General features: G+C 68.0%; 20 protein-coding genes, 1 tRNA gene and 1 riboswitch. Of the genes, 3 read left to right on the top strand and 18 right to left on the bottom strand.

Going from position 1 to position 23,279, the window contains the following annotated elements:
- Position 1: 1 nt before the first annotated feature.
- From bluB to AC1Q6P_RS19920, 15 genes are all read right to left on the bottom strand, one after another.
- Complete coding sequence (bluB, locus tag AC1Q6P_RS19850; protein ID WP_492665681.1) at positions 2 to 664, bottom strand: 5,6-dimethylbenzimidazole synthase; 663 nt, start codon at positions 662 to 664, stop codon at positions 2 to 4.
- A complete protein-coding gene (locus tag AC1Q6P_RS19855; RefSeq protein WP_492665627.1) occupies positions 661 to 2,007 on the bottom strand; it encodes a cobyrinic acid a,c-diamide synthase CobB in 1,347 nt (448 codons plus the stop codon). The genes bluB and AC1Q6P_RS19855 overlap by 4 nt, the downstream gene beginning before the upstream one ends.
- 11 nt (positions 2,008 to 2,018) lie before the next feature.
- Entirely contained in the window at positions 2,019 to 2,867 is an 849-nt protein-coding gene (locus AC1Q6P_RS19860) for an ABC transporter ATP-binding protein (protein ID WP_492665628.1), read from the bottom strand.
- On the bottom strand, positions 2,864 to 3,916 hold the full coding sequence (locus tag AC1Q6P_RS19865) for a FecCD family ABC transporter permease (protein WP_492665629.1): 1,053 nt from the start codon (positions 3,914 to 3,916) through the stop codon (positions 2,864 to 2,866). The genes AC1Q6P_RS19860 and AC1Q6P_RS19865 overlap by 4 nt, the downstream gene beginning before the upstream one ends.
- Positions 3,913 to 4,809 carry an ABC transporter substrate-binding protein gene (locus AC1Q6P_RS19870; protein WP_492665630.1) on the bottom strand — a complete coding sequence of 299 codons (897 nt, stop codon included), beginning with the start codon at positions 4,807 to 4,809 and terminating at the stop codon, positions 3,913 to 3,915. Before AC1Q6P_RS19870 ends, AC1Q6P_RS19865 begins: the two co-directional genes overlap by 4 nt.
- Positions 4,806 to 5,387, bottom strand: a complete 582-nt coding sequence (cobU, locus tag AC1Q6P_RS19875; protein WP_492665631.1) for a bifunctional adenosylcobinamide kinase/adenosylcobinamide-phosphate guanylyltransferase — start codon at positions 5,385 to 5,387, stop codon at positions 4,806 to 4,808. Before cobU ends, AC1Q6P_RS19870 begins: the two co-directional genes overlap by 4 nt.
- Positions 5,388 to 5,410: 23 nt before the next feature.
- The gene (locus AC1Q6P_RS19880) at positions 5,411 to 7,363 is read right to left on the bottom strand and encodes a TonB-dependent receptor plug domain-containing protein (RefSeq protein WP_492665632.1); all 1,953 of its coding nucleotides are present in this window, start codon (positions 7,361 to 7,363) and stop codon (positions 5,411 to 5,413) included.
- A gap of 102 nt (positions 7,364 to 7,465) precedes the next feature.
- A riboswitch (cobalamin riboswitch) is annotated at positions 7,466 to 7,737 on the bottom strand.
- Positions 7,733 to 8,281 carry a hypothetical protein gene (locus AC1Q6P_RS19885; protein WP_271008375.1) on the bottom strand — a complete coding sequence of 183 codons (549 nt, stop codon included), beginning with the start codon at positions 8,279 to 8,281 and terminating at the stop codon, positions 7,733 to 7,735. It overlaps the preceding riboswitch by 5 nt.
- Positions 8,282 to 8,285: 4 nt before the next feature.
- Positions 8,286 to 8,960: an aminoacyl-tRNA hydrolase gene (gene pth, locus AC1Q6P_RS19890; RefSeq protein WP_492665633.1), complete on the bottom strand. Its 675-nt coding sequence runs from the start codon at positions 8,958 to 8,960 to the stop codon at positions 8,286 to 8,288.
- A 156-nt stretch (positions 8,961 to 9,116) separates the two neighbouring features.
- Positions 9,117 to 9,740, bottom strand: coding sequence for a 50S ribosomal protein L25/general stress protein Ctc (locus AC1Q6P_RS19895; protein ID WP_102767973.1), 624 nt, complete (start codon positions 9,738 to 9,740; stop codon positions 9,117 to 9,119).
- A gap of 140 nt (positions 9,741 to 9,880) precedes the next feature.
- On the bottom strand, positions 9,881 to 10,843 hold the full coding sequence (locus AC1Q6P_RS19900; RefSeq protein ID WP_102767972.1) for a ribose-phosphate pyrophosphokinase: 963 nt from the start codon (positions 10,841 to 10,843) through the stop codon (positions 9,881 to 9,883).
- 70 nt (positions 10,844 to 10,913) lie between these two features.
- Positions 10,914 to 10,990: transfer RNA gene (locus tag AC1Q6P_RS19905), tRNA-Gln, on the bottom strand.
- A gap of 43 nt (positions 10,991 to 11,033) precedes the next feature.
- Positions 11,034 to 12,041 carry a 4-(cytidine 5'-diphospho)-2-C-methyl-D-erythritol kinase gene (gene ispE / locus AC1Q6P_RS19910; protein WP_492665634.1) on the bottom strand — a complete coding sequence of 336 codons (1,008 nt, stop codon included), beginning with the start codon at positions 12,039 to 12,041 and terminating at the stop codon, positions 11,034 to 11,036.
- Between the two features lie 72 nt (positions 12,042 to 12,113).
- Positions 12,114 to 12,695 carry a lipoprotein insertase outer membrane protein LolB gene (locus AC1Q6P_RS19915; RefSeq protein WP_492665682.1) on the bottom strand — a complete coding sequence of 194 codons (582 nt, stop codon included), beginning with the start codon at positions 12,693 to 12,695 and terminating at the stop codon, positions 12,114 to 12,116.
- 5 nt (positions 12,696 to 12,700) lie between these two features.
- Positions 12,701 to 14,551, bottom strand: coding sequence for a tetratricopeptide repeat protein (locus tag AC1Q6P_RS19920; RefSeq protein ID WP_102767969.1), 1,851 nt, complete (start codon positions 14,549 to 14,551; stop codon positions 12,701 to 12,703).
- Between the two features lie 81 nt (positions 14,552 to 14,632).
- On the opposite strand from AC1Q6P_RS19920, the gene mutM reads away from it, so the two are divergent.
- The 3 genes from mutM (at position 14,633) to AC1Q6P_RS19935 (ending at position 19,604) form a co-directional block, all read left to right on the top strand.
- Positions 14,633 to 15,463: a bifunctional DNA-formamidopyrimidine glycosylase/DNA-(apurinic or apyrimidinic site) lyase gene (gene mutM, locus AC1Q6P_RS19925; RefSeq protein WP_171827567.1), complete on the top strand. Its 831-nt coding sequence runs from the start codon at positions 14,633 to 14,635 to the stop codon at positions 15,461 to 15,463.
- The gene (mutY, locus tag AC1Q6P_RS19930; RefSeq protein WP_492665635.1) at positions 15,460 to 16,512 is read left to right on the top strand and encodes an A/G-specific adenine glycosylase; all 1,053 of its coding nucleotides are present in this window, start codon (positions 15,460 to 15,462) and stop codon (positions 16,510 to 16,512) included. The genes mutM and mutY overlap by 4 nt, the downstream gene beginning before the upstream one ends.
- A 497-nt stretch (positions 16,513 to 17,009) precedes the next feature.
- Entirely contained in the window at positions 17,010 to 19,604 is a 2,595-nt protein-coding gene (locus tag AC1Q6P_RS19935; RefSeq protein ID WP_492665636.1) for a TonB-dependent receptor, read from the top strand.
- Positions 19,605 to 19,672: 68 nt separating this feature from the next.
- Here AC1Q6P_RS19935 and rapZ read toward each other — a convergent pair whose 3' ends face one another.
- Genes rapZ through AC1Q6P_RS19950 form a run of 3 tightly spaced genes read right to left on the bottom strand, consistent with a single transcriptional unit; the run spans position 19,673 to position 23,262 of the window.
- Positions 19,673 to 20,635 carry an RNase adapter RapZ gene (gene rapZ, locus AC1Q6P_RS19940; RefSeq protein WP_102767966.1) on the bottom strand — a complete coding sequence of 321 codons (963 nt, stop codon included), beginning with the start codon at positions 20,633 to 20,635 and terminating at the stop codon, positions 19,673 to 19,675.
- Positions 20,632 to 22,383 (bottom strand): DNA repair protein RecN, encoded by a 1,752-nt coding sequence (gene recN / locus AC1Q6P_RS19945; protein ID WP_492665637.1) that lies wholly within the window; start codon positions 22,381 to 22,383, stop codon positions 20,632 to 20,634. Before recN ends, rapZ begins: the two co-directional genes overlap by 4 nt.
- Positions 22,384 to 22,386: 3 nt before the next feature.
- The gene (locus AC1Q6P_RS19950) at positions 22,387 to 23,262 is read right to left on the bottom strand and encodes an NAD kinase (RefSeq protein WP_102767964.1); all 876 of its coding nucleotides are present in this window, start codon (positions 23,260 to 23,262) and stop codon (positions 22,387 to 22,389) included.
- Positions 23,263 to 23,279 lie beyond the last annotated feature (17 nt).

The raw sequence follows: 23,279 nt of genomic DNA on the forward strand, positions 1-23,279 counted from the left end.
GTCAGCTCAATTCCAGAGAGGGTTCGTCCATCAGCATCTCGGCCAGCGGGCGGGCATCGCGCCAGCCCAGCTGCTCGAGCATGGGGCGTTCGTAAAAGCGGGCCACCGGGCCCAGGCAGAGCAGGCCCAGGGGCATGGCGCCCTGCGGCAGCTGCAGCAGCGCGGCCAGGGCCTCGGGTTCGAACATCGAGACCCAGCCCAGGCCCAGGTTTTCGGCGCGCGCGGCCAACCAGAGGTTTTGCACCGCGCAGGCGGCCGAGCACAGCGCCATCTCGCGCGGCATGCTGCGGCGGCCAAACACCGTGCCGTCCTCGGGCGCCAGGCTCACCAGCAGCAGCTCGGCGCATTCGCCAAGGCCCTCAACCTTGAGGCGCAGAAACTCCGCCGCACGCGCGTCCAACGCCGCGGCCGTGCGCTGGCGCTCGGCCTCCACCAGGGCCTGGATCTGCCTGCGCAGCGCGGGCTGGCGGATGCGCATGAAGCGCCAGGGTTGCATCAAGCCCACCGAAGGCGCTTGATGCGCGGCGTTCAGCATGCGCTGCAGCTGCGCATCGTCCACCTGTCCGCCGGGGGCGAAGTGGCGGATGTCGCGGCGCAGGGCGATGTTGGCGTAGACGGTGTCACGCTCCGCCGTGCTGAACTGGTGCTGGGCGCAGTGGATCACCGGCAAGCACCCGCCGAGAAGAAGCGTGCCACGGCCACCGGGTTGGAGGCGAAGTAATGGTGCACATAGCTGGCCCGCAGCGAACCCTGGAGGTAGAGCGCCTCAGCCGCGCGGCTGCCGGTCTTGGCATTGGGGTTGCTGGCGATGGCGGCAGGTGCCAGCGGCGTGTCCATCGTCGAGTGATGAAAGCTGTGGCCGCGCAGCGGGCCCTCGGGCCAATCGAGGGCTTGCAGGCCGAGCGCGGCCAGGCGTTTCTGCATGCGCGCCTGGCCGGGCATCAGGCCGGCCATGGGGTGGACCTGGCCCTCGGCATCGGCCAGGCTGTCGAGCAGGCAGAGCATGCCGCCGCACTCGGCCAGCAGGGGCTTGGCCTGCGCCAGGTGCTGGCGCAGCGAGGCGAAGAAGCTCGGGTGGGCGGCCAGGGCCGGCGCATGCAGCTCGGGGTAGCCGCCGGGCAGCCAGAGCGCATCGCAGTCGGGCAAGACCTGACCCTGCAGCGGTGAGAAGGTGATCACGTCGGCGCCGAGTGCGCGCAGGCAATCGAGATTGGCTGGGTAGATGAAGGAGAAGCAGGCGTCTTGCGCCACGGCGATGCGCCGGCCGGCCAGGGCCTGCGGCGGCACCTCGCTCGCGGGCCAGAGGGGTTCTTGCAGATCGAAGCGCACCCGCGGCCATTCGAACTCGGGCCTCAGCGCCTCGCCCCAGGCATCGGCCCAGGCGTCCAGCTGGCTGTCCAGCTCGGGCAGCTCCATGGCCTGAACCAGGCCCAGGTGGCGCTCGGGCAGGCTCAGCTCAGGCTTGCGCAGCAGGGCGGCGGCCAGGGGCAGATCGGCCGGCAGGCCTTGGGCCACCATCTGGCCATGACCGGGGCTGCCCACGCGATTGGCCACCACGCCGCAAAGCGTGATGTCGCTGCGGTAGCGCTGCAAGCCGGTGGCCAGGGCGGCAAAGGTCTGGGCCATGGCCGAGGCATCGATCACGGCCAGCACCGGCAGGCCAAAGGCAGCGGCCAGATCGGCGCTGCTGGGGTCGCCGTCGAACAAGCCCATCACGCCCTCGACCAGGATCAGGTCCGCTTCAGCGGCAGCCTGGGCCAGCAGGGCACGGCAATGCGCCAGGCCGCCCATGAACAGGTCCAGCTGATACACCGGGTGGCCGCTGGCGCGCTCCAGCACCATGGGGTCGAGGTAGTCCGGCCCGGTCTTGAACACGCGCACGCGCTGGCCCTGGCGCCGGTGCCAGCGGGCGATGGCCGCGGTGACGCTGGTCTTGCCCGAGCCCGAGGAGGGCGCGCTGATCAGCACGGCGGGGCAGAGGGCGGTGGTGTCGGCGTTCAGCGGCATGGCGAGTGAATTCAATCGGCTTTTTGTTTGAGAGGCACGACATTGCTGAAGGCGGCCGGGCTGGCTGCGGGCGCCATCATCGGCGCCGTGGGCAAGGCCAGCCACTGGCCCTGCACCTCGAGCAGATGCAGGCGCTCGTCAAACACCTGCTGCAGGGCGCGGTGGCTGTCGGCCGCGCCGGGGCGGCCGTGGCAGAGCACGCGGCCGGCTTGCATGATGACCAGTCCGTCGGCCTGCAAGGCCATGTTCAGTTCATGCAGCACGCTGACCACGGCCACGCCGGCCCGGGCCAGGCCACGCACCAGCTGCAGCCAGTCGGCCTGGTGGGGCGGGTCCAGATGGGCCAGGGGTTCGTCCATCAGCAGCACCTGGGCCTGCACGGCCAGGGCGCGGGCCAAGAGCACGCGCTGGCGCTCGCCGCCCGAGAGCTGGCCCAGCGGGCGCTGGCGCCAGTCCCAGCACTGGGTCTGCAGCATGGCCTGCTGCACGGCGGCCTGGTCGGCGCTGCTCGGTGGCGCCAGCCAGGCGCGATGGGGCAGGCGGCCCAGCATCACCACATCTTGCGCGCTCAGCTCGTCGCCACTGCTTTCGTTCTGGCCCAGCCAGGCCAGCTCGCGGGCGCGTGCCTTGCGCGGCCACTCGGTCAGGGGGCGGCCGAGCAGCTCGATGCTGCCCAGGCTGGGGATCAGCCCGGCCAGGGCGCGCAGCAGGGTCGATTTGCCGGCGCCATTCGGGCCGACGATGGCCGTCCATTGCCCGGCCGGCAGCTCCAGCGAGAGCCGGTGCAGCACCGGCTGGCCTTGCAAGCTGGCGCTGAGGTCTTTGCAGCTCAGCGCTGTTGCGTGGGTCGTGCTCATCATGCGCGGCCTCCGTATTTGCGCTTGTGCATCAGGCGCAGCAGATAGCCGCCGCCCAGGATGGCGGTGATCACGCCCACCGGCAGCTCTTGCGGCGCCATCAGCCAGCGCGCAAGGATGTCGGCCGCCAGCAGCAGCAGGCCGCCGGCGCAAGCCGAGAGCAGCAGCAGCTGGCGGTGTGAGCCATGGCAGAGATTGCGCACCAGATGCGGGGCCACCAGGCCGACGAAGGCGATCATGCCGGTCTGGGCCACGGCGGTGCCGGTGGCCAGGGCAAAGGCGCCAATCAGCAGCACCCGCACCAGGCCCAGGCGCACGCCCAGCGATTCGGCGGTGGCCTCGCCCAGGGTCAGGGCATCCAGGGCTTCGCTGGCGCCCAGCGCCACGGCCAGGCTGAGCAGCAGCACACAGCCCATCAGCACAATGCTGGGCCAGCCGAGAAAACTGGTCGTGCCCAGCACAAAGGCCTGCATGGTGCGCAGGATGTCGGGGTCGGCCAGGGTGACCAGATCGGTGACGGCGCCCAGCACCACACCGACCACCACGCCGGCCAGCAGCAGGCGCAGCGTCTGCTCGACGCCGCGCGCCATGGCCAGGGTCAGGCTGACGCCCATCAGCGTGCCCAGAAAGGCCACGCCGGTCAGGCCCAGGCGTTCCAGCCACTGCATGCCGGCTGGTGTGGTGCCGAGCAGCGAAAGGCTCAGCGCCACGCCCAGCCGTGCGCCGGCGGCGCTGCCCAGCAGATAGGGGTCGGCCAGGGGGTTGCGGAACAGGCCTTGGGTGATGGCGCCAGCCAGGCCCAGCAGGGCGCCAGCCAACCAGGCACCGGCCGAGCGGGGCAGGCGGATATCCCAGAGGATCTGCGCCTGCATGGCATCCTCACCGCGCCAGTCCAGGGTCAAGCCGGTGCTGCCCACGGCCACGCCCACAGCCAGGGCCAGGACGCTTGCCAGCAGCAGGCCGGCCAGCAGGGGCCAGGCCCGCCAGGACGTCGGCGCGGCCGGGAGCGACGCGGCTGGCGGCGACACGGGCGTGGTGGGCGGGGCGGTCATGGCTTGCTGCCGTACTGCTCGCGCAGGCATTGCGCCATGATCTGCGCTGCCTCGCCCATGCGCGGGCCGGGTCGGGCCAGCACATCGCTTTGCTTGGCGTCGAAGACGCAGACGCGCTGGTCCCGGATGGCGGGAATGCGCGACCAGCCGGGGCGGTCCGTCAGGCCATCGGCATTGCGCTTGCCGATCATGATCAGCTGCGGTGCCGCGCGCACCACATACTCGGGGCTGATCTTGGGAAAGGGGCCCATCTCGGGCGTGATGATGTTCTTCAGGCCCAGGCGGGCCATGGTCTCGCCCATGAAGGACACGGGGCCGGCGGCATAGGGCGAGCGGTCGACTTCGTAGTAGACCAGGGCGCCGCGCGCCTGCGGCGGGATGCTCTGCGCGGCGGCGCCGACCAGGGCCTCGATGCGGCGCCAGACGGCCTGGGCATCGCGCACCTGCAACAAGGTGCCGATCTTGTCGAGCACACGCTGCACATCGGCGTAAGACTTGGCCTCCAGCGTCACCACGGTCAGGCCCAGGCTGCGCAGCCGCTCGGTCACGCGAGACGACGGCGCCAGCAGCACCACATCGGGCCGCAGCGACACGATGGTCTCGACCTGGGTGTCGTCCAGGCCACCGAGCTTGGGCAGCTTGCCCACCGACTCGGGGTGGTTGGAATAGCGGTCCACGCCCACCAAGCGATCGCAGGCTCCCAGGGCGCAGATGGTCTCGGTCAGCGAGGGCAGCAGGGTGACGATGCGCTGCGGCGGGCGGCTCCACTGGGTGGTGTGGCCGAGGTCGTCCTTGATCTCGACCTTGGCAGGCGCTTGAGATTGCGCATGCGCCGGGCCGAGTGTCAGCGCGAGCAGCGAGGCCGCGAGTAGGGATGCGAAGCGAAGCTTCATGGCAGATCGGTCTCCACATGCACCGGCCGGGTCCAGGCCTGGCCGGCCACCATCAGGGTCAGGTCTTGACAGCGGCTGGCCACCGCCTGGTTGAGCCGGCCCAGTTCATCGACAAAGTCGCGCACCTCGCGCCCCAGCGGCGAGATGCCCCATCCCACCTCGTTGGATACGAAGAGCACGGGTGAGGCCAGCTCGGGCAGCGCGGCCAGCAGCGCGCTGCGCTCGGCCTCCCAGCCGGCGCGGTCCGGCCGGCCGTCCATGGGCATCAGCCAGTTGGTCAGCCACAGGGTCAGGCAGTCCACCAGCAGCAGCCGGCCCGGCGCGCTCTGGGCGCGCAGGGCGCGGGTGAGCGACAGCGGCACATCCACGGCGGCAAACCCGGCCGGCCGGTCGGCCTGGTGGCGGGCAATTCGCTGGCGCATCTCCTCGTCCCAGGCCTGGGCCGTGGCCAGCACACAGACCTCATGCGCCGGCGAGGCCTTCAGCCAGCGCAGGGCCAGGCGCTCGGCATGGCGGCTCTTGCCGCTGCGCTGGCCGCCGACGATGAGCTGGTGCCTCTGAAGCTGATCAGCCGCCATGGTCGCTTTTGCCTGCGTCAGATTTACAGCGAGGCGGGGCTGTAGCGCAGGCCGACGAAGACCGTGCGCGGTGCCTGGGCGTAGCCGCCTGCTGTCTGGTAGCTGCGGTTGAAGGCGTTGTCCAGATTCAGCTGCAGGCGCAGCTCGCGCGTCAGGCTGTACTGGGCGTCGAGGTTGAGCAAGGCATAGCCTGCGAGCGGCTTGCTGTTGGATACGTCGTCATAGCGCTGGCCTGAGCTCTGCACGACCGCCCCCAACTTCCAGTTCGCCACCGTGGTGTCTGCGCGCAGGCTGCCGTACACGCGCGCACGGCGGGCCAGCAGCTTGTCGTTGCTCATGTTCTTGGGGGCTTGCAGATCCAAAGTACTGGTGAGACGAATGCCGGCGATCTCGGTGCTGCCTTGCAGGTTCAGGCCTTGCAAACGGGCCGAGGCCACGTTTTGATAGCAGCCACGCGTGTTGATGCAGCTGCCGGGTGCGCCGAAGATGATCAGGTCGCGGATGCGGTTGCGGTAGGCCGTGAGCGAAAAGTCGCTGTGCTCGGTGTTGTACTTCAGGCCGAACTCAAGGTTACGGCCGCGCTCGGGGTCCAGCGGCTTGACGCCGGGCTTGCTCAGATTGGGGCCATATTCGCTAGCGCGCTGAAACAGGGTCGGTGCACGGAAGGCCGTGCCGACGGAGCTGACCAGGCGCAGGCCAGGTGCGAGCACATAGCCGGCCGCGACCGTGCCGGTGTTGACGCCGCCGAACTGGCTGTCATCGTCATGGCGGCCGTGCACTTGCAGGCTCAGCGCATCCTGGTTCCACAGCCAGCCCAGGGCCAGCCCATGCTGGCGGCGCTTGTCGATCTTGTTGTCGCTCAGCAGGTTCGGGTTCTCCAGGCGGTCCTCGCGGCGCTCCAGGATGAAGTTGAGTTGCTGGCCTTTGGCGATCTGGTAGCTGCCATTGAGGCTGATATTGCGCAGCTGGGTTTCGGTCAGGTAGGCCGAGGGTTGGGTCTCGTAGGTCTCGGTCGATTCGGCCAGGCTCAGCTGGGTCTGCAGCGCCGGCAGCCATTGCGCGCTCCAGCTCAGCTGGGCCACGCGGGTGTCCTGGATGCTGTGGTCGTCCTTGTCGGGGGCGCTCTTCGAGCCGTCGTACTGGGCGTCGGAATGGCTGCTCAGCGCCAGCGCCTCAAGCCGGTGGGCCGTGTTCAGCTGCAGGCCGATGCGGCCCTTGAGGTTGTGGTTCTTCCAGCCATCACGGTCGGCGATGTAGTAGAAGCTGGCGGGTGAATCGATGGTGCTGTTGAAACCGTCGCTGCGCTCGGCCGCCGCGCTGAGGGCGAAGTCCAGCAGGCCCGCGCTGCCGGTGAGGCCGGCGTCGAGCTTGCGGGTGCCCAGGTTGCCCAGGCCGGCACCCAGTTCGGCCTGCAGGCGCGGGCCGCCCTTGCGGGTGAAGATCTGCACCACGCCGCCGACAGCGTCCGAGCCATAGATGGCGCTGGCCGGGCCCTTGAGCACTTCCACGCGTTCAATCTGCGACAGCGGGATGCCTTGCCAGGCCGCGCCGCCGCTGGCTTGCGAATCGACCCGCACGCCGTCCACCAGAACCACCGTGTGGCGGGTGTCAGCGCCACGCAGGAAGAGCGATGTCGTGGTGCCGGGGCCGCCGTTGCGGACCATCTCCACGCAGCCGCTGTTGCGCAGCAGATCGGCCAAGCCGCCAAAGGCTTGGCGCTCGATGTCGGCCCGGGTCAGCACGGTCAGGTCGGTCAGGACCTCGCTCAAGCGAATGGGCGAGCGGGTGGCGGTGACCACCACCGAATCGAGCTTGTTGGGGCCAGGGCCTTGTGCCTGGGCTTGGCCCTGGATGGCCATGGCGAGCAGGGCCAAGGCGAAGGGCAAGGCTTGGGCGCGAACAGCAAAGGACGAAGGTGCAGCGGGCAGGAACGCGCGCGCCTGAGTGCGGGCCAAGGGCCGGACGGAAGAGGTCATGAGCAAAAGAAACAGCAAGCAGAACTGCCAGGCACCAGCTCACCCGCTGAGCGCCTGTGGAACGATGTGCTGCAGCACCCGCCCGTCGAGGGGCAGGGGACGCGGCGCACCACGTTGTTGGCCGGTATCCGGGCTGGTGAACCTCAGCAGCTGTGTCCTTCCCAAAACCCGAGGGTTTCAGTGGACTGAGGACAGCGCTTGAAGCGCGCTGGCGGCTGTCGCGATGAGGCGTGCGGCCAGGGCTTCGTTCACTTACCGTTGCGGGGACAGCTCAGGTTGGGCTTGCTTGCGAGCGTGGCAGCGCGCCTTCCTGATTCCCGTTTAACTGTGCAAGACGCAATGCCTGCACGAGCACCAACGGGCTGGATTCTAGCTTGCGGCCGAGGCGGCCCGGCCGGGCTGGGCGCCGATGGATGCGGGCGCGGGCGGCGCTTTTGCCTTCGTGTCTGCCGGTGTCAGGGGCTTCAAGGGTTTGGGCGCCTTGGGTGCTTTGGGCGGTTTGGGATGAGCGGCTTGCGCGGGTTGGGTCTGCGCAGGCGCCGAGGCAGGCAGGCCGCGGCCATGGATGGCCACCGAGCCGGGCGCCCGACGCAGCGCTTCCGATTCTTCTTTCAGGCGACGAGCTTCCATCTCGCGGGCGCGACGCGCATCGTCCCTGGCCAGGGCCTGGGCGGCGCGCCGGTCGGCGTCGCTCGGTTGGTCAAAGGCGATGGTCTTGGGCGCTTGCGCGCTGCCTTCGGGGCAGGGCGAGTCGCGCAGATCGCGGCCCTGTGGTCCGCAGCGGTAGACCTGGGCGCTGCGCGTCTCCGTTTGGGCTTGTGCGGCAGGGGGTAGACCCAGCAGGGGCACGGCCAGCACCGCAGCCCAGGCCGCGCCATTCAAAACCAGGACGGGGCGGGGCAGGGTGCGGTGGTGCATGGGCTCAGCTTTCGGTGGGGGCGGCTGGGGTGGTGGGCTGACCGGGGCTGCCTTCGGGCTTTGCGGCCAGGGCTGCCGGCTTGGGTGGTTTGGGCCGCGGCGGCTTGGCGTGGATCTTGGCCAGGGCCTTGTCCATCTGGCCCGCCAGCATCAGTTCGACGGTGGCCAGGGATTTGTCGATGCAATCCTGCACCGCCTCGCGCTCCGACAGGGGCGGCTTGCGCAGCACATAGGCGGCCACTTCACCCTTGTGGCCGGGGTGGCCGATGCCCAGGCGCAGGCGCCAGAAATTGGCCGAGCCGAGCTGGGCCTGCATGTCCTTCAAGCCGTTGTGGCCGCCGTTGCCGCCGCCTTGCTTGAATTTCATCTCACCGGGCAGGAGGTCCAGCTCGTCATGGACGGCCAGGATCTCCTCCGGCGCAATCTTGAAGAAGCGCGCCAGCGCCGCCACCGATTTGCCCGAGAGGTTCATGTACGTCATGGGCTGCAGCAGCCAGATCGGCCCGTCGCAGCCGGGCGCGTTGTTGACGCGCGCGCACAGGCCGTAATAGTTGCGTTCGGCCTGCAGCGTGGTACCCAGTTTGCGCGCCAGCTGATCCACCCACCAAAAACCGGCGTTGTGGCGCGTGTCTTCATATTCCGCCCCGGGGTTGCCGAGGCCAACAAACAGTCGAATCATGGGCGGAGATTATCGGTGGCCACCGTGGCCGAGAGAAAGGGGCGAACGGGGCGGGGCTTGCAGATGGGGCGGGCGCCGTGCGCCGCCGAGCGGGCAAGAAAAAGGCCCTGCAGTGCAGGGCCTTTTCGTGAGGCATGAAGCCGTGGGGAAGAAGGATTACTTCTTGCCCTTCTTCTTGCCCTTGCCGTCGTCGGCGGGAGCGGCAGCAGCCACCACCACTTCGACCACAGGCTCCACCGGGGTGGCGACCACGGGGTTCGGCTTGCCGTGGGTCACAACCTTGATGCCAGCGGGGATCTTCAGGTCGTTCACGTGCACCGAGTGACCCTTGGTCAGGCCGCTCAGGTCCACTTCGATGAAAGCGGGCAGTTGCTGGGCCAGGCAGGTGATTTGCAGCTCGGTGATCACGTGGTTGACCGTGCAGCTGTCGGTCTTCACGGCCGGCGAGTTTTCTTCGCCGATGAAGTGCAGCGGCACCTTCTTGGTGATCTTGGTGGTGCCGTCCACGCGCTGGAAGTCAGCGTGCAGGACTTGCGGCTTGTAGGGGTGCAGCTGGAAGTCGCGCAGCAGAACTTGCGTGACCACGCCGTTCAGTTCCATCTCGAGGATGGTGCTGTGGAAGGCTTCCTTCTTCAGGGCATGGAACAGGGCGTTGTGGTCCAGTTCGATGTTGGCGGGTTCGCCAGCGCCGAAAACGATGCCAGGAACGCGACCAGCAATGCGCAGGCGGCGGCTCGCTCCGGTCCCCTGCAGCTTGCGATCAAAAGCGGTGAATTTCATAGTGACTCCAAATGGCTGAACACCGCAAGCGGTGTTCAAGGTGTTGAGCGCCCGCGACCAGGCTGCTCAGTGAAATGCAGTCCGTACGGCGACTGCATGTGATTCGGGCGCCGCAGCTTGCACCGCGTCGCCCGAAGAACTTAGAAGTTGTTGTTCTGCTCGCTGAACAGCGAGGTGACCGATTCACCGTCCGAAATGCGGCGGATGGTTTCGGCGAACAGGAAGGCGACCGACAGCTGGCGGATCTTGCCGCAGGCCTTGGCAGCGTCGTTCAGCGGGATGGTGTTGCTGATGACGACTTCGTCCAGGTGCGACTTGGAGATGCGCTCGATGGCGGGGCCCGACAGAATCGGGTGGGTGCAATACGCGAACACGCTCTTGGCGCCGCGGTCCTTCAACACTTCAGCGGCCTTTACCAGGGTGCCGGCGGTGTCGATCATGTCGTCCATGATCACGCAGTTGCGGCCGTCGATTTCGCCGATGACGTGCATCACTTCCGAGACATTGGCGGCCGGACGGCGCTTGTCGATGATGGCCAGATCGCAGCCCAGCTGCTTGGCCAGGGCGCGTGCACGCACCACACCGCCAACGTCGGGGCTGACCACGACCAGATTGCTGTAGTTGCGGGCCTTCAGGTCCGACAGCAGCACTGGGGAGGCGTAGATGTTGTCGACCGGGATGTCGAAGAAACCTTGAATCTGGTCGGCGTGCAGGTCCATGGTCAGGACGCGCTCGACACCGACGGTTTCCAGCAGATTGGCCACGACCTTGGCCGAAATCGGCACGCGGGTCGAACGGGGGCGGCGATCCTGGCGTGCGTAACCGAAGTAGGGGATCACGGCGGTGATGCGGCGAGCGCTGGCGCGCTTGAGGGCATCGACCATGATCAGCAGTTCCATCAGGTTCTCGTTCGTCGGCGCGCAGGTGGGCTGAATGACGAACACATCGCGGGCGCGGACGTTTTGCTGGATCTCGACGGTGACTTCGCCATCAGAGAAACGACCGACCACGGCCTTGCCAAGCTCGAGGCCCAGGTGGGTGGCGATTTCTTGGGAGAGAACCGGATTGGCGTTACCGGTGAAGAGGACGGTATTGAGCAGCACGGGCCATCCTTTGGGTCAAGGACCCGTGGCCAGCCAGCGTGTCCGGGTGGGTATTCAAGAGAAAGAAATTTGGCAGGGGAAGAAGGATTCGAACCTTCGCATGTCGGAATCAAAATCCGATGCCTTAACCAACTTGGCGACTCCCCTACACAGGACACTGCAGAGCTGCAGCACCCTATAACTTGTGTCTTTACTCAGCCCAACCCTGCAAGGGGTGGCGATTCAGACTGCGGCAAATTCTACCAGACCAGTGAGTGGGCAAACCCGAAATCAGCTGATTTTTTTCACGGTAGTCAATCCCGTTTTTCCCGCCCTCAGGCTTATTGAAAGTGTCGAGCGTTGCAGCATCAACTCTTGCAAAAACCGCACTGCCTGAACCCGTCATCCGGCTGTTGCCGAATCGCGATTCCAGCAGTTCGAGTGCCTGAACCACCTCAGGGCAGAAATCCTCGGCCGGCTTTTGCAGGTCATTGCGACCGAAGCCATTCAAGAATTTCTCGACTCCTTCAGCATCCAGGCTTACTGCGCTTGTCACGGCGCCAGCATCTTCTGACTCGGCCGAGCGGCTGTCGCTGCTCGTTTTGTCGTCGCTGCTGTTGTGTGCAGGAAAGCCCGCTACTATAGCCACAGAATTCGACCTTGCCAAGAGGGGGCTCGAAAATATTTTCTGCGTGGGGATGCTGGCGGCCGGTTTCACGACGGCAAACGTCATTTCGGGCAGCTCGATCGGATGCAGGATTTCGCCGATGCCTTCGACGAAAGCGTGGCTGCCGCCGAGGAAAAACGGCACATCCGCACCCAGGCTCAAACCCAGGGGCAGCAGGCGCGAGAGCGGCCAGTTCAGGCCCCAGAGGCGATTCAGCGCGAGCAAGGTGGAGGCCGCATCGGAGGACCCGCCACCCATGCCGGCGCCCGCGGGCAAGCGCTTCTCGATGTGAATGTTGGCGCCCAGCGTGCAGCCGCTTTGCTGCTGCAGTGCGCGCGCAGCCCGCAGGCACAAGTCGTCCTCGGGCAGGGCGTCGCCCTGGTCGTGGCGCTGCAGGCGGCCATCGCTGCGGCGCTCGAAATGCAGGGTGTCGGCCCAATCGATCAGGGCAAAGATGGACTGCAGCAGGTGATAGCCATCGGGCCGCTTGCCCACCACGTGCAAGAAGAGATTGAGCTTGGCGGGGGCGGGGACGTCGTAAATCGCTTGCATGGGAAAAGGCCGGGGCCGGCGCGGGAGGGAAATCGGGGTGGTGCGGATCTTGAGGCGCGGATCTTGTGGGGTTCAGTTCGAAGCATCCAGTCGTGCACGCAGGGTCACGCTGGGCTCGCCGTTGCGGCTGGCGATGATGAGGCCATCGGCGCGGCGTGCCAGATCCAGGCGCCAGCCCAGTTGCTCGAAGCCGCTTTGCGGCGCCGGCAGGGGCTCGTGCGCGGCCTGCGGCCAGGGCTGGCCGCGCAGCCAGTCGAACAGGGCGGCCAGGGGGATGGTCTCGCCGAGCATCTCGCGGGTCAGGGCGTCGAGATCTTCAAAGCGGCGCTCGCCTTCGGGGGTTTGCAGGCTCACTTCGCCGCCGCCCCAGCGCGCGCGGGCGACCAGGGCGCCCAGCGGCGTGCTCAGCTCCAGTTGGCCTGCGGTCGGGCCGCCGCTGAGGTCGAAGCTGACATTGCCGCCACTCGGTCGGCCGCTGACGCCTGTCACCTGCACGCTCAAGCGGCCGGTTAGGTGGATGGCGTCGGGGGCATTCGCAACAGCGGCGGGCGGCGCCTGTGGCGCCAGGCTGGCGCAGCCGCTCAAGACTGGCAGCAGGGCCAGCATCAGAACCCCAGCCAAGCTGGCGCGCCGACCGGGCAGGGCGCGTGTCATCCAGGTCACGGTTTGACCTTGAGGCGCTTGAGCGTGTCCAGCAGCGCTTCGTTCTTGGGGTCGCGTTTCAGGCCTTCGGCCCAGACGCGGCGCGCTTCCTCGGCCTTGTCGCTGGCCCAGAGTACCTCGCCCAGGTGGGCAGCGATCTCGGCATCGGGTCGCGCCTCGAAGGCCAGCCGCAGCAGGCGCTGCGCTTCTTCCTTGTTGCCCAGGCGGAACTCCACCCAGCCCATGCTGTCCAGGATGAAGGGCTCGGAGGGCACGAAGCTCAGGGCCTTGGCGATCAGGCCGCGCGCTTCGTCGAGGCGAATGTTGCGATCGGCCAGCGAGTAGCCCAGGGCGTTGTAGGCGTGGTGGTGATCGGGCTTGATGGCGATCACGCGCTTGAGCAGGACTTCCATCTCGTCAAGCTGGCCCAGCTTCTCGGCCATCATCGATTGCTCGTAGACCAGATCGGCGTCCTCGGGCAGGCGCTCGGTGGCGCGGGCCAGCAGCTCGTAGGCCTGCTTCCATTCACGCTGGTCGCGCAGCAGCTGCGATTCGGCCATGACCTTGGCGCGCAGCGCATCGGGGGTGTTTTCGGGCAGGCCTTGCAGCAGCTTGCGTGCCTCAGCCATGCGGCCCTGTCGGGCGATCAGCGAGGCGCGGCGGTACTGGGCCTCAAAGCGGCGCTGCGGGCTGTCCACCTTGATCAACCAGGCTTCGGCGCCCTTGAGGTCGCCGCGCAGCTCGGCCGCCTGGGCCAGCATCAACCAGGATTGCTGGCGGGCCTCCTGGTTGAACTCGGCCTGGCTGTTGTCGCTCGTCTCCTTGGCTGCGCCTCCGGGTTCCTTGGCCTCTTTCGCGGCGGCGAGGTCCAGGCGGCGCAGGTACTCGCGCAAGGCATGGTCGGCCGCTTCGGCCTGGCGCAGCTCCAGCTCCAGCGTGCCCAGGGCGAACCAGGCGCTCAGTTGCTCGGGGTCCTTCAGCGTGACAGCGCGGAACTCGCGCGCTGCGTCCGACGGCTTCTGCGCGCGGGCCAGGGCGCGGCCGTAGGCCAGGCGCAGCTTGGTGTCATCGGGCGAGGCCTGCAGCCGCGCCTGGATCAAGGCCTCGGCCGCCGGCTCGTTGGGCATCAGCTCCAGGGCCAGCTGCATGGCGTCATCGCCTTCGGGGAATTGCTGGTTCAGCGACTGAGTCAGCTCCAGGGCCCGCTTGCTGTCACCAGCCGAAAGGGCCAGGCGCGCCAACACCACCTGGGCGGCCACGCGGGTTTCCTTGGCCTGGCTGGCGTTGTGCAGCAGGGGCTCGAGCGCGCTCAAGACCTTTTTGGGCTCGGGCGCGCGCTGGAACAGGCGGGGCAGGCCGGCCAGTACCGCGCCACGCAGCTCGGGTGGGTTCAGGGCCAGCAGGGCGCGCAGCGGCTCCACCACCTCGGCCGGGCGGTTCAGCAGTGCCAGCAGTTGGATGGTCATCTGCTGCGCCGCCAGTGAGGTCGGCAGGCTCTCGCGCCAGGCCCGTGCGGCGCTCAGGGCCTGGTCACCAGCACGAGCCTGCAGGGCGATGTTGACCACGCGTTTGAACAGTTCTTCGTCCTTGGTGCGGCGGGCGGCGTCCAGCAGCACTTGGTAGGCCACGCCGGTCTGCCCGGTGCTGAGTTCCAGCTCGCCGACCAGCAGCTGGTAGAACAGCGGCGCGTCGAGTTCGGAGTTGTGGATGGTGGCAGCAGTTGCAGCGTCGCTTTTGGGCGCGGCCGGGGTTTCGGGTGCACGGGACGGCGCACTGGCGGCGCCTGCCAGGCCGTGAAGCAGGCCGGCCGCCAGCAGCACCAGCAGGCTGGCGTTCAATTGGGGGCGGCGGCGGACGAATTCGGGCATGCAACAAGCTCCTGCGTGATCACAAAGCCCGGGCTAGGCACACGCGGGCTGCGGCCATTCTGCACCGATATGATCGCCGCCATGCCCGAGCTCCCCGAAGTCGAAGTCACCCGCCGCAGCTTTGCCGATGCCATTTGCGGCGCCACAGTGCAGTCGGTTCGCCTGGGCAAGCCGCTGCGCTGGCCCTTGGGCCTGGAGCCGCAGCGCCTGGTTGGCGCCCGCGTGGGTGCCACCACGCGGCGAGGTAAATATTTGTGGTTGCCGCTGAGTTCGCAGCTCGCCCCGGGCGGCTTGCTGCTGCACCTGGGCATGTCGGGCAGCCTGGGCTTCAGTGCCGATGCCTCAGCGCCGGCCGGCGCGCACGACCACTTTGATTTGCAAACCGACCGCGGCTTGTTGCGCCTGAATGACCCGCGCCGCTTCGGCGCCGTTGTTTGGTCGCCGGGCCTGGAGGCCGACCCGGCCGCCAAGCTGCTGGCTGGCCTGGGGCTGGAGCCTTTCGACGCCCGCTTCGACGGCCCCCATCTGCATGCCGGTCTGAGCGGCCGGCGCGTGGCGGTCAAGCAGGCCTTGCTGGCTGGCGACATCGTCGTCGGCGCCGGCAATATCTACGCCTGCGAAGCCTTGTTCCTGGCCGGCATCGACCCACGCCTGGCGGCCTGCAAAGTGAGCCGCCCGCGCGCCGCGCGCCTGGCCACCGCCGTGCGTGCGGTGCTGGCGCAGGCGCTGGAAGCCGGCGGCAGCACCTTGCGGGATTTCAAGGATGCGCACGGCGTGGCCGGCAGCTTCCAGATGCAGGCCCAGGTCTACGGCCGTGAAGGCCAGCCCTGCCGCGTCTGCGGCACGCCGATTCGCCGCATCGTCCAGGGCGCCCGCTCCACGTTTTTCTGTCCCCAATGCCAAAAGAGATGACGAAGAAGACCGCAGCCGGCGATGCGACCGTGCTGCCGCTGGAGTTTGGCGAGCGCCTGGTGGCCTGGCAAAAGCGACACGGCCGGCACGAGCTGCCCTGGCAGAAGACGCGCGACCCTTACCGCGTCTGGCTGTCCGAGATCATGTTGCAGCAGACCCAGGTAACGACGGTGCTGGGCTATTACCAGCGCTTTCTCGAGCGCTTCCCGACCGTGGCCGATCTCGGTGCGGCCTCGCTGGATGAGGTGCTCTCGCTATGGGCCGGCCTCGGCTACTACAGCCGGGCGCGCAACCTCCATGCCTGCGCGCGCGCTGTGGCCGACCGGCCCGACGGGCGTTTCCCGTCGACCGCGGCCGAGCTGCAGGAGCTGCCCGGCATCGGCCGCTCCACCGCCGCGGCGATTGCGGCTTTTTGCTTCGGTGAGCGCATCGCCATTCTGGACGGCAATGTCAAGCGCGTGCTCGGCCGCCTGCTGGCCTTCCAAGGCGACCTGGCCAGCAGCGCGCAGGAAAAGCTGCTCTGGCAGCATGCCCAGGCCTTGCTGCCGGCGGAAGGCATCGAGGCCTACACGCAGGGGCTGATGGATCTGGGCGCCACGGTCTGCACGCCGCGTTCGCCGCAATGCCTGATCTGCCCGGCCGAGACCTTGTGCGCCGGGCGCAAGACGGGCGAGCCCACCCAGTTCCCGATCAAGACCCGCAAGCTCAAGCGCAGCCGGCGCGAGAACTGGTGGCTGTGGCTGGAGCATGAGGGTCAGGTCTTGCTGCAGCAGCGGCCGGACACCGGCGTCTGGGCCGGGCTCTGGAGCCTGCCCTTGTTCGAGGACGAGGCGCAGCTGCAATCGCATGCGAAAAACCTGGGCGCCACGCCCGATGTGCTGCCGCGCATCGAGCATGCGCTGACCCATCTGGACTGGGTGCTGCACCCGCGCCGCGCGGTGCTGGGTGCCGAGGCCGCGCAGCGCGCCGGCCAGCAAGGGCAATGGGTGGCGCGCGAGGCGCTGGCCAGCTACGGCCTTCCGGCGCCCTTGAAGAAGCTGCTGGGCTGAGCGCTGAGGCTCGCCGCCAGCGATCCGCGAGGTGGTATCTAAGCGGTATGCATAAGCAAACAAGTTTTTATTGTTTGGGTGAAGTAAGGGTTTCCACTAAATTTCAGGGGCGCCAACAAGAGCGTGCAGTTGAACAAGAGCCCCCGCGATGCCATCCCTCGCTTTGCAGTTTGTTGATTTGATGACCCTCCCGGGTCCAACCCGCGCCCCCATCGGCCGAATGTGTTGATGGCCGGCCGCGGCAGCGGGGCCGAGCTGCGCTGACCGTCGACGCGACGGCTGCAGCCGCGGCGCCCTCCGCCCGCCTCACAAATCCCCCCTCCGTTTGAAGCTCTGCAGCTGCCCCCCGGCAGCCCATGCAGACGGCTTCACCACGCCCGTTTTTCTCCGTGTGCCCCGCGCAGCGACCGATCGGCGCTGCCGCTGGCTCGGCTTTGCCCTGCCTCCTTTTGCTGCGCAGGTTTCATCTCGTTTCGATCCTTTAGCTGTCACCCATCATGTCTCTGAAGCCTTCTCTCCTGGCCGCCGCCCTGGCCGCGGTCTTTCTGCCGACCGCCCATTCGCAAACCGCCGAGCCCGAGGGCGCCAAGCGCCTGGAGCGCGTCACCGTCACCGGCTCCAACATCGTCAGCCTCAAGCGCGAGGGCGCCAACCCGGTGCAGGTGCTGAGCGCGGCCGACATCAAGGCCAGCGGCAAGACCAGCCTGCCCGAGGTGCTGCGCCTGATCGCCGCCAACAGCGGCAACAGCTTCAACGAGCAGTTCACCGGCAGCTTCTCCGCCGGCACGGCCGGCCTGTCCCTGCGCGGCCTGGGCCAGCAGAACACCCTGGTGTTGGTCAACGGCCGGCGCGTGGCGCCCTATGCCACGGCGCAGAACATGCAGGATGTGTTCACCGACCTGAACAGCCTGCCTCTGGCCGCCGTGCGCCGCATCGATGTGCTCAAGGACGGCGCCTCGTCCATCTACGGCTCGGACGCCATCGCCGGCGTGGTCAATATCGTGCTCTACGACGACTTCCAGGGCACCGAGGCCCGCGTGGGCCTGGGCCGTTCGACCGAGGGCACGGGCCAGAGCGAGCGCAGCTTTGAGCTGCGCCATGGCTTCGGCGATCTGGCACGCGAGGGTTTCAACCTGACGCTGAGCTTCGACGCACTCAAGCGCGACCGCCTGGACCAGAGCCAGGTCGCCTGGCTGCGCGACAACGATTTCCGCAGCGAGCCCGGCGGCACCCTGGCCTGGGTGGCGACCAACTACCTCGGCAGCGATCCCACCAACAAGCTCGGCGGCGTGCAAGGCCCGCTGCAACTGATCAACTACGGCGACCTGACCCCCGGCAAGACCGGCACCGTGCTGGCCTACAACCCGGCCGCCTACAAGACCCTGATCCCCGGTGCCGAGCGCTACCACGGCTCGGCCCGCGCGACCTGGCGCCTGACGGAGGACGTCGAGGCTTATGCCGAGCTGTTGCTGGGCAGCTCGCGGGCCGATCTGATCTTCGGCGCGCCGCTGTCGGTCTCCAGCAGCCTGCGCGCCTGGAACGACAAGACCCAGTCGCTGGACACCATCTCGGTCGTCCTGCCCAAGAACCATCCCAACTACCCGGCCAGCGGCTCGGCCGTGCTGAACGCCACCCTGTTCGACCTGGGCACCCGCTTCAAGCAAGACGCCGTGCAGTTCCAGCGCGTGCTGACCGGTGCCCGCGGCACCACGGGCGCCTGGGATTGGGAGGCCTCCTTCACCCAGTCCAGCAGCCGCCTGCGCGAGACGGTGCAGAACTTTGGCAACCGCTATGAATTCGAGCGCGCGCTCAAGGCCGGCAGCTACAACTTCGCCGACCAGAGCCTGAACAGCGAGGCCCAGCGCCAGGCCCTGCGCATCTCCACCCTGCGCCCGGCCAGCGCCGAGCTGATCGCCCTGGACGCCAGCGCCTCGACCGAGCTGACCCGCCTGCCGGCCGGCTCCCTGAGCTTTGCGCTGGGTGTGCAGCTGCGCCGCGAGACCATGGATTCGCGCACCTCGGAGCAGGTGCTCAGCGGCACCGAGCTGCGCCCGGCCATCAACATCATCCAGGGCGGCCGCACGGTAGGCGCGGCCTTTGCGGAATTCAATGTGCCCCTGCTCAAGAGCCTGAGCCTGAATCTCGCCGCCCGCGCTGACCGCTACAGCGACTTCGGCTCCGCCGTCTCGCCCAAGGCCAGCCTGCGCTTCCAGCCGCTGGACAGCATGGTGCTGCGCGCCAATGTCTCGCAAGGCTTCCGCGCGCCCTCGTTGCCCGAGATCACGCAGAGCACCGGCGTCAGCTACGGCTCGGTGATCGACCCGCGTGATCCGATCTCGCCCACCGTGGCCCGCGGCGTCACCAACCTGACCGCCGCCAACCCGAACCTCAAGCCCGAGCGGGCCAATAACTTCAACTTCGGTGTGGTGCTTTCGCCCGATGCGCAAAGCCAGATCAGCGTCGACTACTTCAACATCCGCCAGAAGGACTTGATCGACACCGAGACGGCCGACTTCATCATCGCCAACGAGGCGCGCCTGCCCGGCCGCGTGCTGCGCGACGAGCAGGGCCGCATCGTCTCGCTGACCCGCCAGTTCAAGAACCAGGGCACGCGCCGCGTCTCGGGCTTTGACATCGAGGCCAGCCGCAGCTTCGCGCTCGGCGGCGCCGGCCGCCTCAAGCTCAAGACCCAGCTGAGCCGCCTGCTGCAGTTCACCCTGCCGCCGGCCGAAGGCGAGGCCGCTGTCAACGGCGCGGGCAGCAATGAGTTCGGTTCCCTGCCGGCCTGGCGCAGCAGCACCAGCGCAGTCTGGACCCTGGGCGACTGGACCAGCACCCTGAGCTGGAACCGCGTGGGCAGCTACACCCAAACCTACCGCCCGCGGCCCGAAATCGCCGAGCGTGTGCGCGCCATCAACACCGTGGATCTGAATGTGGACTGGCAGCTCAGCCGCCAGCTGCAGGCCACGCTGACCCTGCAAAACCTCAGCGATGCCAAGCTGCCCTGGGATGCCTCAACCGGCAGCTACGACTACAGCCAGGGCGACCCGCGCGGCCGCTTCCTGAGCCTCAAGGCCAGCTACCGTTTCTGAGCTTCCGCCTCACAAAGACAAAAGCCCCGCATGCGGGGCTTTTTTCATGGCGAGAGTGAAAAAGGCGCTCAGCGCGCGTCCAGCTCGCGGTGGCGCTTGAGCACCGGCCCATGCTTGCCGAACAGGCGGGCCAGGGTCTCGACCAGATAGACCGAGCGGTGCTGGCCGCCGGTGCAGCCGATGGCCACGGTCAGATAACTGCGCTGATCGGCGGCAAAGTTGGGCAGCCAGCGGTTCAGGAACTCGCCGATCTGCTTGAACATCACCTGCACCTCGGGCTGGGCCTGGAGGAAATCGGCCACCGGCTTGTCGCGCCCGGTCAGCGGCCGCAGCTCGCGGTCGTAATAGGGGTTGGGCAGCACGCGCACATCGAACACAAAGTCGGCATCGCTGGGCACGCCATGCTTGAAGGCAAAGGACTCGAACACCAGGGTCAGCTTGTTGCTGGGCGCCAGCACCAGATCGCGCACCCAGGCGCGCAGCTGGGCCGGGCGCAGCTGGCTGGTGTCCAGCACGGTGGATTCCACGCGCAGGGCGGCGAGCATCTCGCGTTCCAGCTCGATGGCTTCCAGCAGGGCGCGGTGGCCGTTGTCCGAGCCACCGTGGCCGCCGCGGGTGCGCGATTCGCCGCCGTCCAGCTCGCCGAACTGGCTGGTCTCGTCGATGCGCAGCGGGTGGGGGCGGCGCGTTTCCGAGAAGCGCCGCATCAGGGTCTCGGTGTTGGCATCCAGAAAGATCGAGCGGATGGACACGCCCGAGGCGCGCAGTTGCTTGAACAGGGGCAGCAGCAGGGGCAGGGAGCCGGCGCTGCGCACATCGACCGCAATCGCCACGCGGCGCTCGCCGCGCTGGGCTTCGAGCTTGAGGAAGTCCAGCAGCAGCTCGGCCGGCAGGTTGTCCACGCAGAAGAACTCGGCATCTTCCAGCGCATGCATGGCCAGCGACTTGCCGCCGCCGGACATGCCGGTCACCAGGACCACCGAGCTGGCTTCGGCTTGGGCGGCATCGTAGGGGGATGTCGTCGTGCTCATGAACGTGCTTTCTTGGCCTTGCCGGCGGAAGGAGAAGAGGGGGAAGAGAGTGAAGAAGGGCTCGTGTTCGCTGCGTCCAGGGCCGACAGGTCCAGCATCTCCTGGGCATGGGCCTGGGCGGCCGAGGAGAGCCGCTCGCCGCCCAGCATGCGCGCGATTTCGGCCACGCGGGTTTCGCCCAGCACCGGCTGTACATCGCTGCAAGTCTGGCCGCCGCGCAAGGCCTTGGCCACCACCAGATGGTGGTCGGCACAGGCCGCCACCTGGGGCAGGTGGGTGACGGCCAGCACCTGGCGGCTGCGGCCCAGCTGCTTCATCAGCCGGCCTACGGTTTCGGCCACGGCGCCGCCGACGCCGGCGTCGATTTCGTCAAAGATCAAGGTGCCCACGCCGGCATTCACGCCGGTGCCGGTCTTCTGGCAGGTGGTCACGGCAATCGCCAGGGCGATGCGCGAGAGCTCGCCGCCCGAGGCCACCTTGGCCAGCGGCCGCGGTGCGCTGCCGGCATGGCCGGCCACCAGGAACTCGGCCGACTCCTGGCCGTAGCTTTGCGGTTGTTCCTGCGGCAGCAGGGCGATGTCGAACTGGCCACCGTTCATGCCCAGCAGCTGCATGGCGGCGGTGACGGCGCTGGCCAGGGCCGGGGCTGCTTTGGCGCGCGCCGCGCTGACCCGGCGGGCCTCGGCATCAAAGGCCTTGCGGGCTGCGGCCAGGCTGGTTTGCAGGGCGGCCAGATCGGTGGCGGCGTCCAGCGCGGCCAGCTCCTCGCGCCACTGCGCATGCAGGGCCGGCAGCTCCTGCGGCGGGCGGCGGTAGCGGCGGGCCAGGGTCAGCCAGGCGGAGACGCGCTCGTCCAGCTCTTCCATGCGGCCGGGTTCACCATCGGCCTTGTGCAGATAGGCGCTGAGGGTGTGGCTGGCGTCCTGGATCTGGGCCTGGGCGCCGCGCAGGGCTTCCACGGCCGGGGCCAGGCGGGCGTCGTACTCGAGCACATCTTCCAGCCGGTCCAGTGCGTCGCCGGTCAGGCCTTCGGCCGTGCTGTCCTCGGCTTCGCTGAGCGCGTTCAGCGCGGCGCGCACCGCGTCGAGCAGCGATTGCGCATGCGAGAGCCGCTGGTGCTCGGCATTGAGTTCGTCCCACTCGTCGGCGCCCGGGGCCAGGCGGTCGATCTCGCCGATCTGCCAGGCCAGGCGTTCGCGCTCGCTGAGCAGCTCGTTCTGGCGTGTCTGCGCGGCGTCCAGCGCTTCGCTGGCGCGCTTCCAGTCGGCGAATGCGGCGGCCAGGGGGCGGGTGTCGAGGTCGGCGTACTGGTCCAGCAGCTCGCGCACCGAGGCCGGGCGGGTCAGGCCTTGCCAGGCGTGCTGGCCGTGGATGTCCAGCAGGCGGTCGGCCAGCTCGCGCAGCTGGCTCACGGTGGCGGCGCTGCCATTGATCCAGGCGCGGCTCTTGCCTTGGCTGTCGATCACGCGGCGCAGCAGCAAGCTGGCGCCCTCGGATTCAAAACCGGCTTCGTCCAGCCAGCCGCTCAGGTGCGCGGGGCAGTCAAACTCGGCCGAGATCTCGGCGCGCGCCGCGCCTTCGCGCACCACGCCGGCATCGCCGCGCTGGCCCAGGGCCAGCTGCAGCGCGTCGATCAGGATGGACTTGCCGGCGCCGGTTTCGCCGGTCAGCACCGAGAAACCGGCGCCGAAATCGAGTTCCAGCTCGGGCACGATGACGAAGTCACGCAGACTCAGGCGTCGCAACATGGTTCAGCTCACCCCTTCATACCAGCGCAGCTTGCGGCGCAGGGTGGCGTAATAGCTCCAGCCCTTGGGGTGCAGGAAGCAGACCTGGTGGGCCGAGCGGCGCACGGTGATGCGGTCGCCGTGCAGCAGGCTGGCCAGGCTTTGCATATCGAAATTGACGCTGGCATCGCGGCCGGCCACGATCTCCATGCGCACCTCGCCGGTGTCCGGCAGCACGATGGGCCGGTTGGACAGCGTGTGCGAGGCAATCGGCACCAGCAGCCAGCCGCCGATGCTGGGGTGCATGATGGGGCCGCCGGCCGAGAGGGCGTAGGCGGTGGAGCCGGTGGGCGAGGCGACGATCACGCCATCCGCCCGCATATTGGCCACGAACTCGTCGCCCACATCGATGCGCAGCTCCACCATGCTGGCGGTGGCGCCGCGGCTGACCACCACATCGTTCAGGGCCAGGCCGTCGAAGATGCTCTCGCCATCGCGCCAGACCGAGCCTTCCAGCATGGAGCGCTTTTCGGTTTCGAAATCGCCGTCCAGAATCGGCGCCAGCGCTTCCTGAAACTTCTCCAGCGAGATGTCGGTGATGAAGCCCAGCCGGCCCTGGTTGATGCCCACCAGCGGGATGCCATGCGGCGCCATCTCGCGCGCGAAACCGAGCATGGTGCCGTCACCGCCGACGACGATGGCCAGGTCGCAGCGCGAGCCCAGCTCCTCGGTCGTCAAGGCCTCGAAGGCCGTCATGCCGGTGTTGAGGGCGGTTTCGCTTTCGAGGGAAACATCGAGGCCTTGCCGCATCAGAAAATCGGCAATCTCCTCCAGAATCGGGCGTATGCCGCGGGCCTGGTGTTTGCCGACGATTGCCACATGTTGGAAACGTTTGGCCATAGCGAAGAATTACACCA

It is taken from the genome of Roseateles sp. GW835-FHT13E02 (assembly GCF_058794035.1).

Excerpts from the sequence above, each read along its gene's own strand:
- cobU (WP_492665631.1), bottom strand. The coding sequence starts at position 5,387 with ATGGCGGCTGATCAGCTTCAGAGGCACCAGCTCATCGTCGGCGGCCAG.
- AC1Q6P_RS19950 (WP_102767964.1), bottom strand. The coding sequence starts at position 23,262 with ATGGCCAAACGTTTCCAACATGTGGCAATCGTCGGCAAACACCAGGCC.
- mutY (WP_492665635.1), top strand. The coding sequence starts at position 15,460 with ATGACGAAGAAGACCGCAGCCGGCGATGCGACCGTGCTGCCGCTGGAG.
- AC1Q6P_RS19895 (WP_102767973.1), bottom strand. The coding sequence starts at position 9,740 with ATGAAATTCACCGCTTTTGATCGCAAGCTGCAGGGGACCGGAGCGAGC.
- pth (WP_492665633.1), bottom strand. The coding sequence starts at position 8,960 with ATGATTCGACTGTTTGTTGGCCTCGGCAACCCCGGGGCGGAATATGAA.
- ispE (WP_492665634.1), bottom strand. The coding sequence starts at position 12,041 with ATGCAAGCGATTTACGACGTCCCCGCCCCCGCCAAGCTCAATCTCTTC.
- AC1Q6P_RS19870 (WP_492665630.1), bottom strand. The coding sequence starts at position 4,809 with ATGAAGCTTCGCTTCGCATCCCTACTCGCGGCCTCGCTGCTCGCGCTG.
- AC1Q6P_RS19935 (WP_492665636.1), top strand. The coding sequence starts at position 17,010 with ATGTCTCTGAAGCCTTCTCTCCTGGCCGCCGCCCTGGCCGCGGTCTTT.
- rapZ (WP_102767966.1), bottom strand. The coding sequence starts at position 20,635 with ATGAGCACGACGACATCCCCCTACGATGCCGCCCAAGCCGAAGCCAGC.
- AC1Q6P_RS19885 (WP_271008375.1), bottom strand. The coding sequence starts at position 8,281 with ATGCACCACCGCACCCTGCCCCGCCCCGTCCTGGTTTTGAATGGCGCG.
- AC1Q6P_RS19915 (WP_492665682.1), bottom strand. The coding sequence starts at position 12,695 with ATGACACGCGCCCTGCCCGGTCGGCGCGCCAGCTTGGCTGGGGTTCTG.
- AC1Q6P_RS19860 (WP_492665628.1), bottom strand. The coding sequence starts at position 2,867 with ATGATGAGCACGACCCACGCAACAGCGCTGAGCTGCAAAGACCTCAGC.
- recN (WP_492665637.1), bottom strand. The coding sequence starts at position 22,383 with ATGTTGCGACGCCTGAGTCTGCGTGACTTCGTCATCGTGCCCGAGCTG.
- AC1Q6P_RS19855 (WP_492665627.1), bottom strand. The coding sequence starts at position 2,007 with ATGCCGCTGAACGCCGACACCACCGCCCTCTGCCCCGCCGTGCTGATC.
- mutM (WP_171827567.1), top strand. The coding sequence starts at position 14,633 with ATGCCCGAGCTCCCCGAAGTCGAAGTCACCCGCCGCAGCTTTGCCGAT.
- AC1Q6P_RS19865 (WP_492665629.1), bottom strand. The coding sequence starts at position 3,916 with ATGACCGCCCCGCCCACCACGCCCGTGTCGCCGCCAGCCGCGTCGCTC.
- AC1Q6P_RS19920 (WP_102767969.1), bottom strand. The coding sequence starts at position 14,551 with ATGCCCGAATTCGTCCGCCGCCGCCCCCAATTGAACGCCAGCCTGCTG.
- AC1Q6P_RS19880 (WP_492665632.1), bottom strand. The coding sequence starts at position 7,363 with ATGACCTCTTCCGTCCGGCCCTTGGCCCGCACTCAGGCGCGCGCGTTC.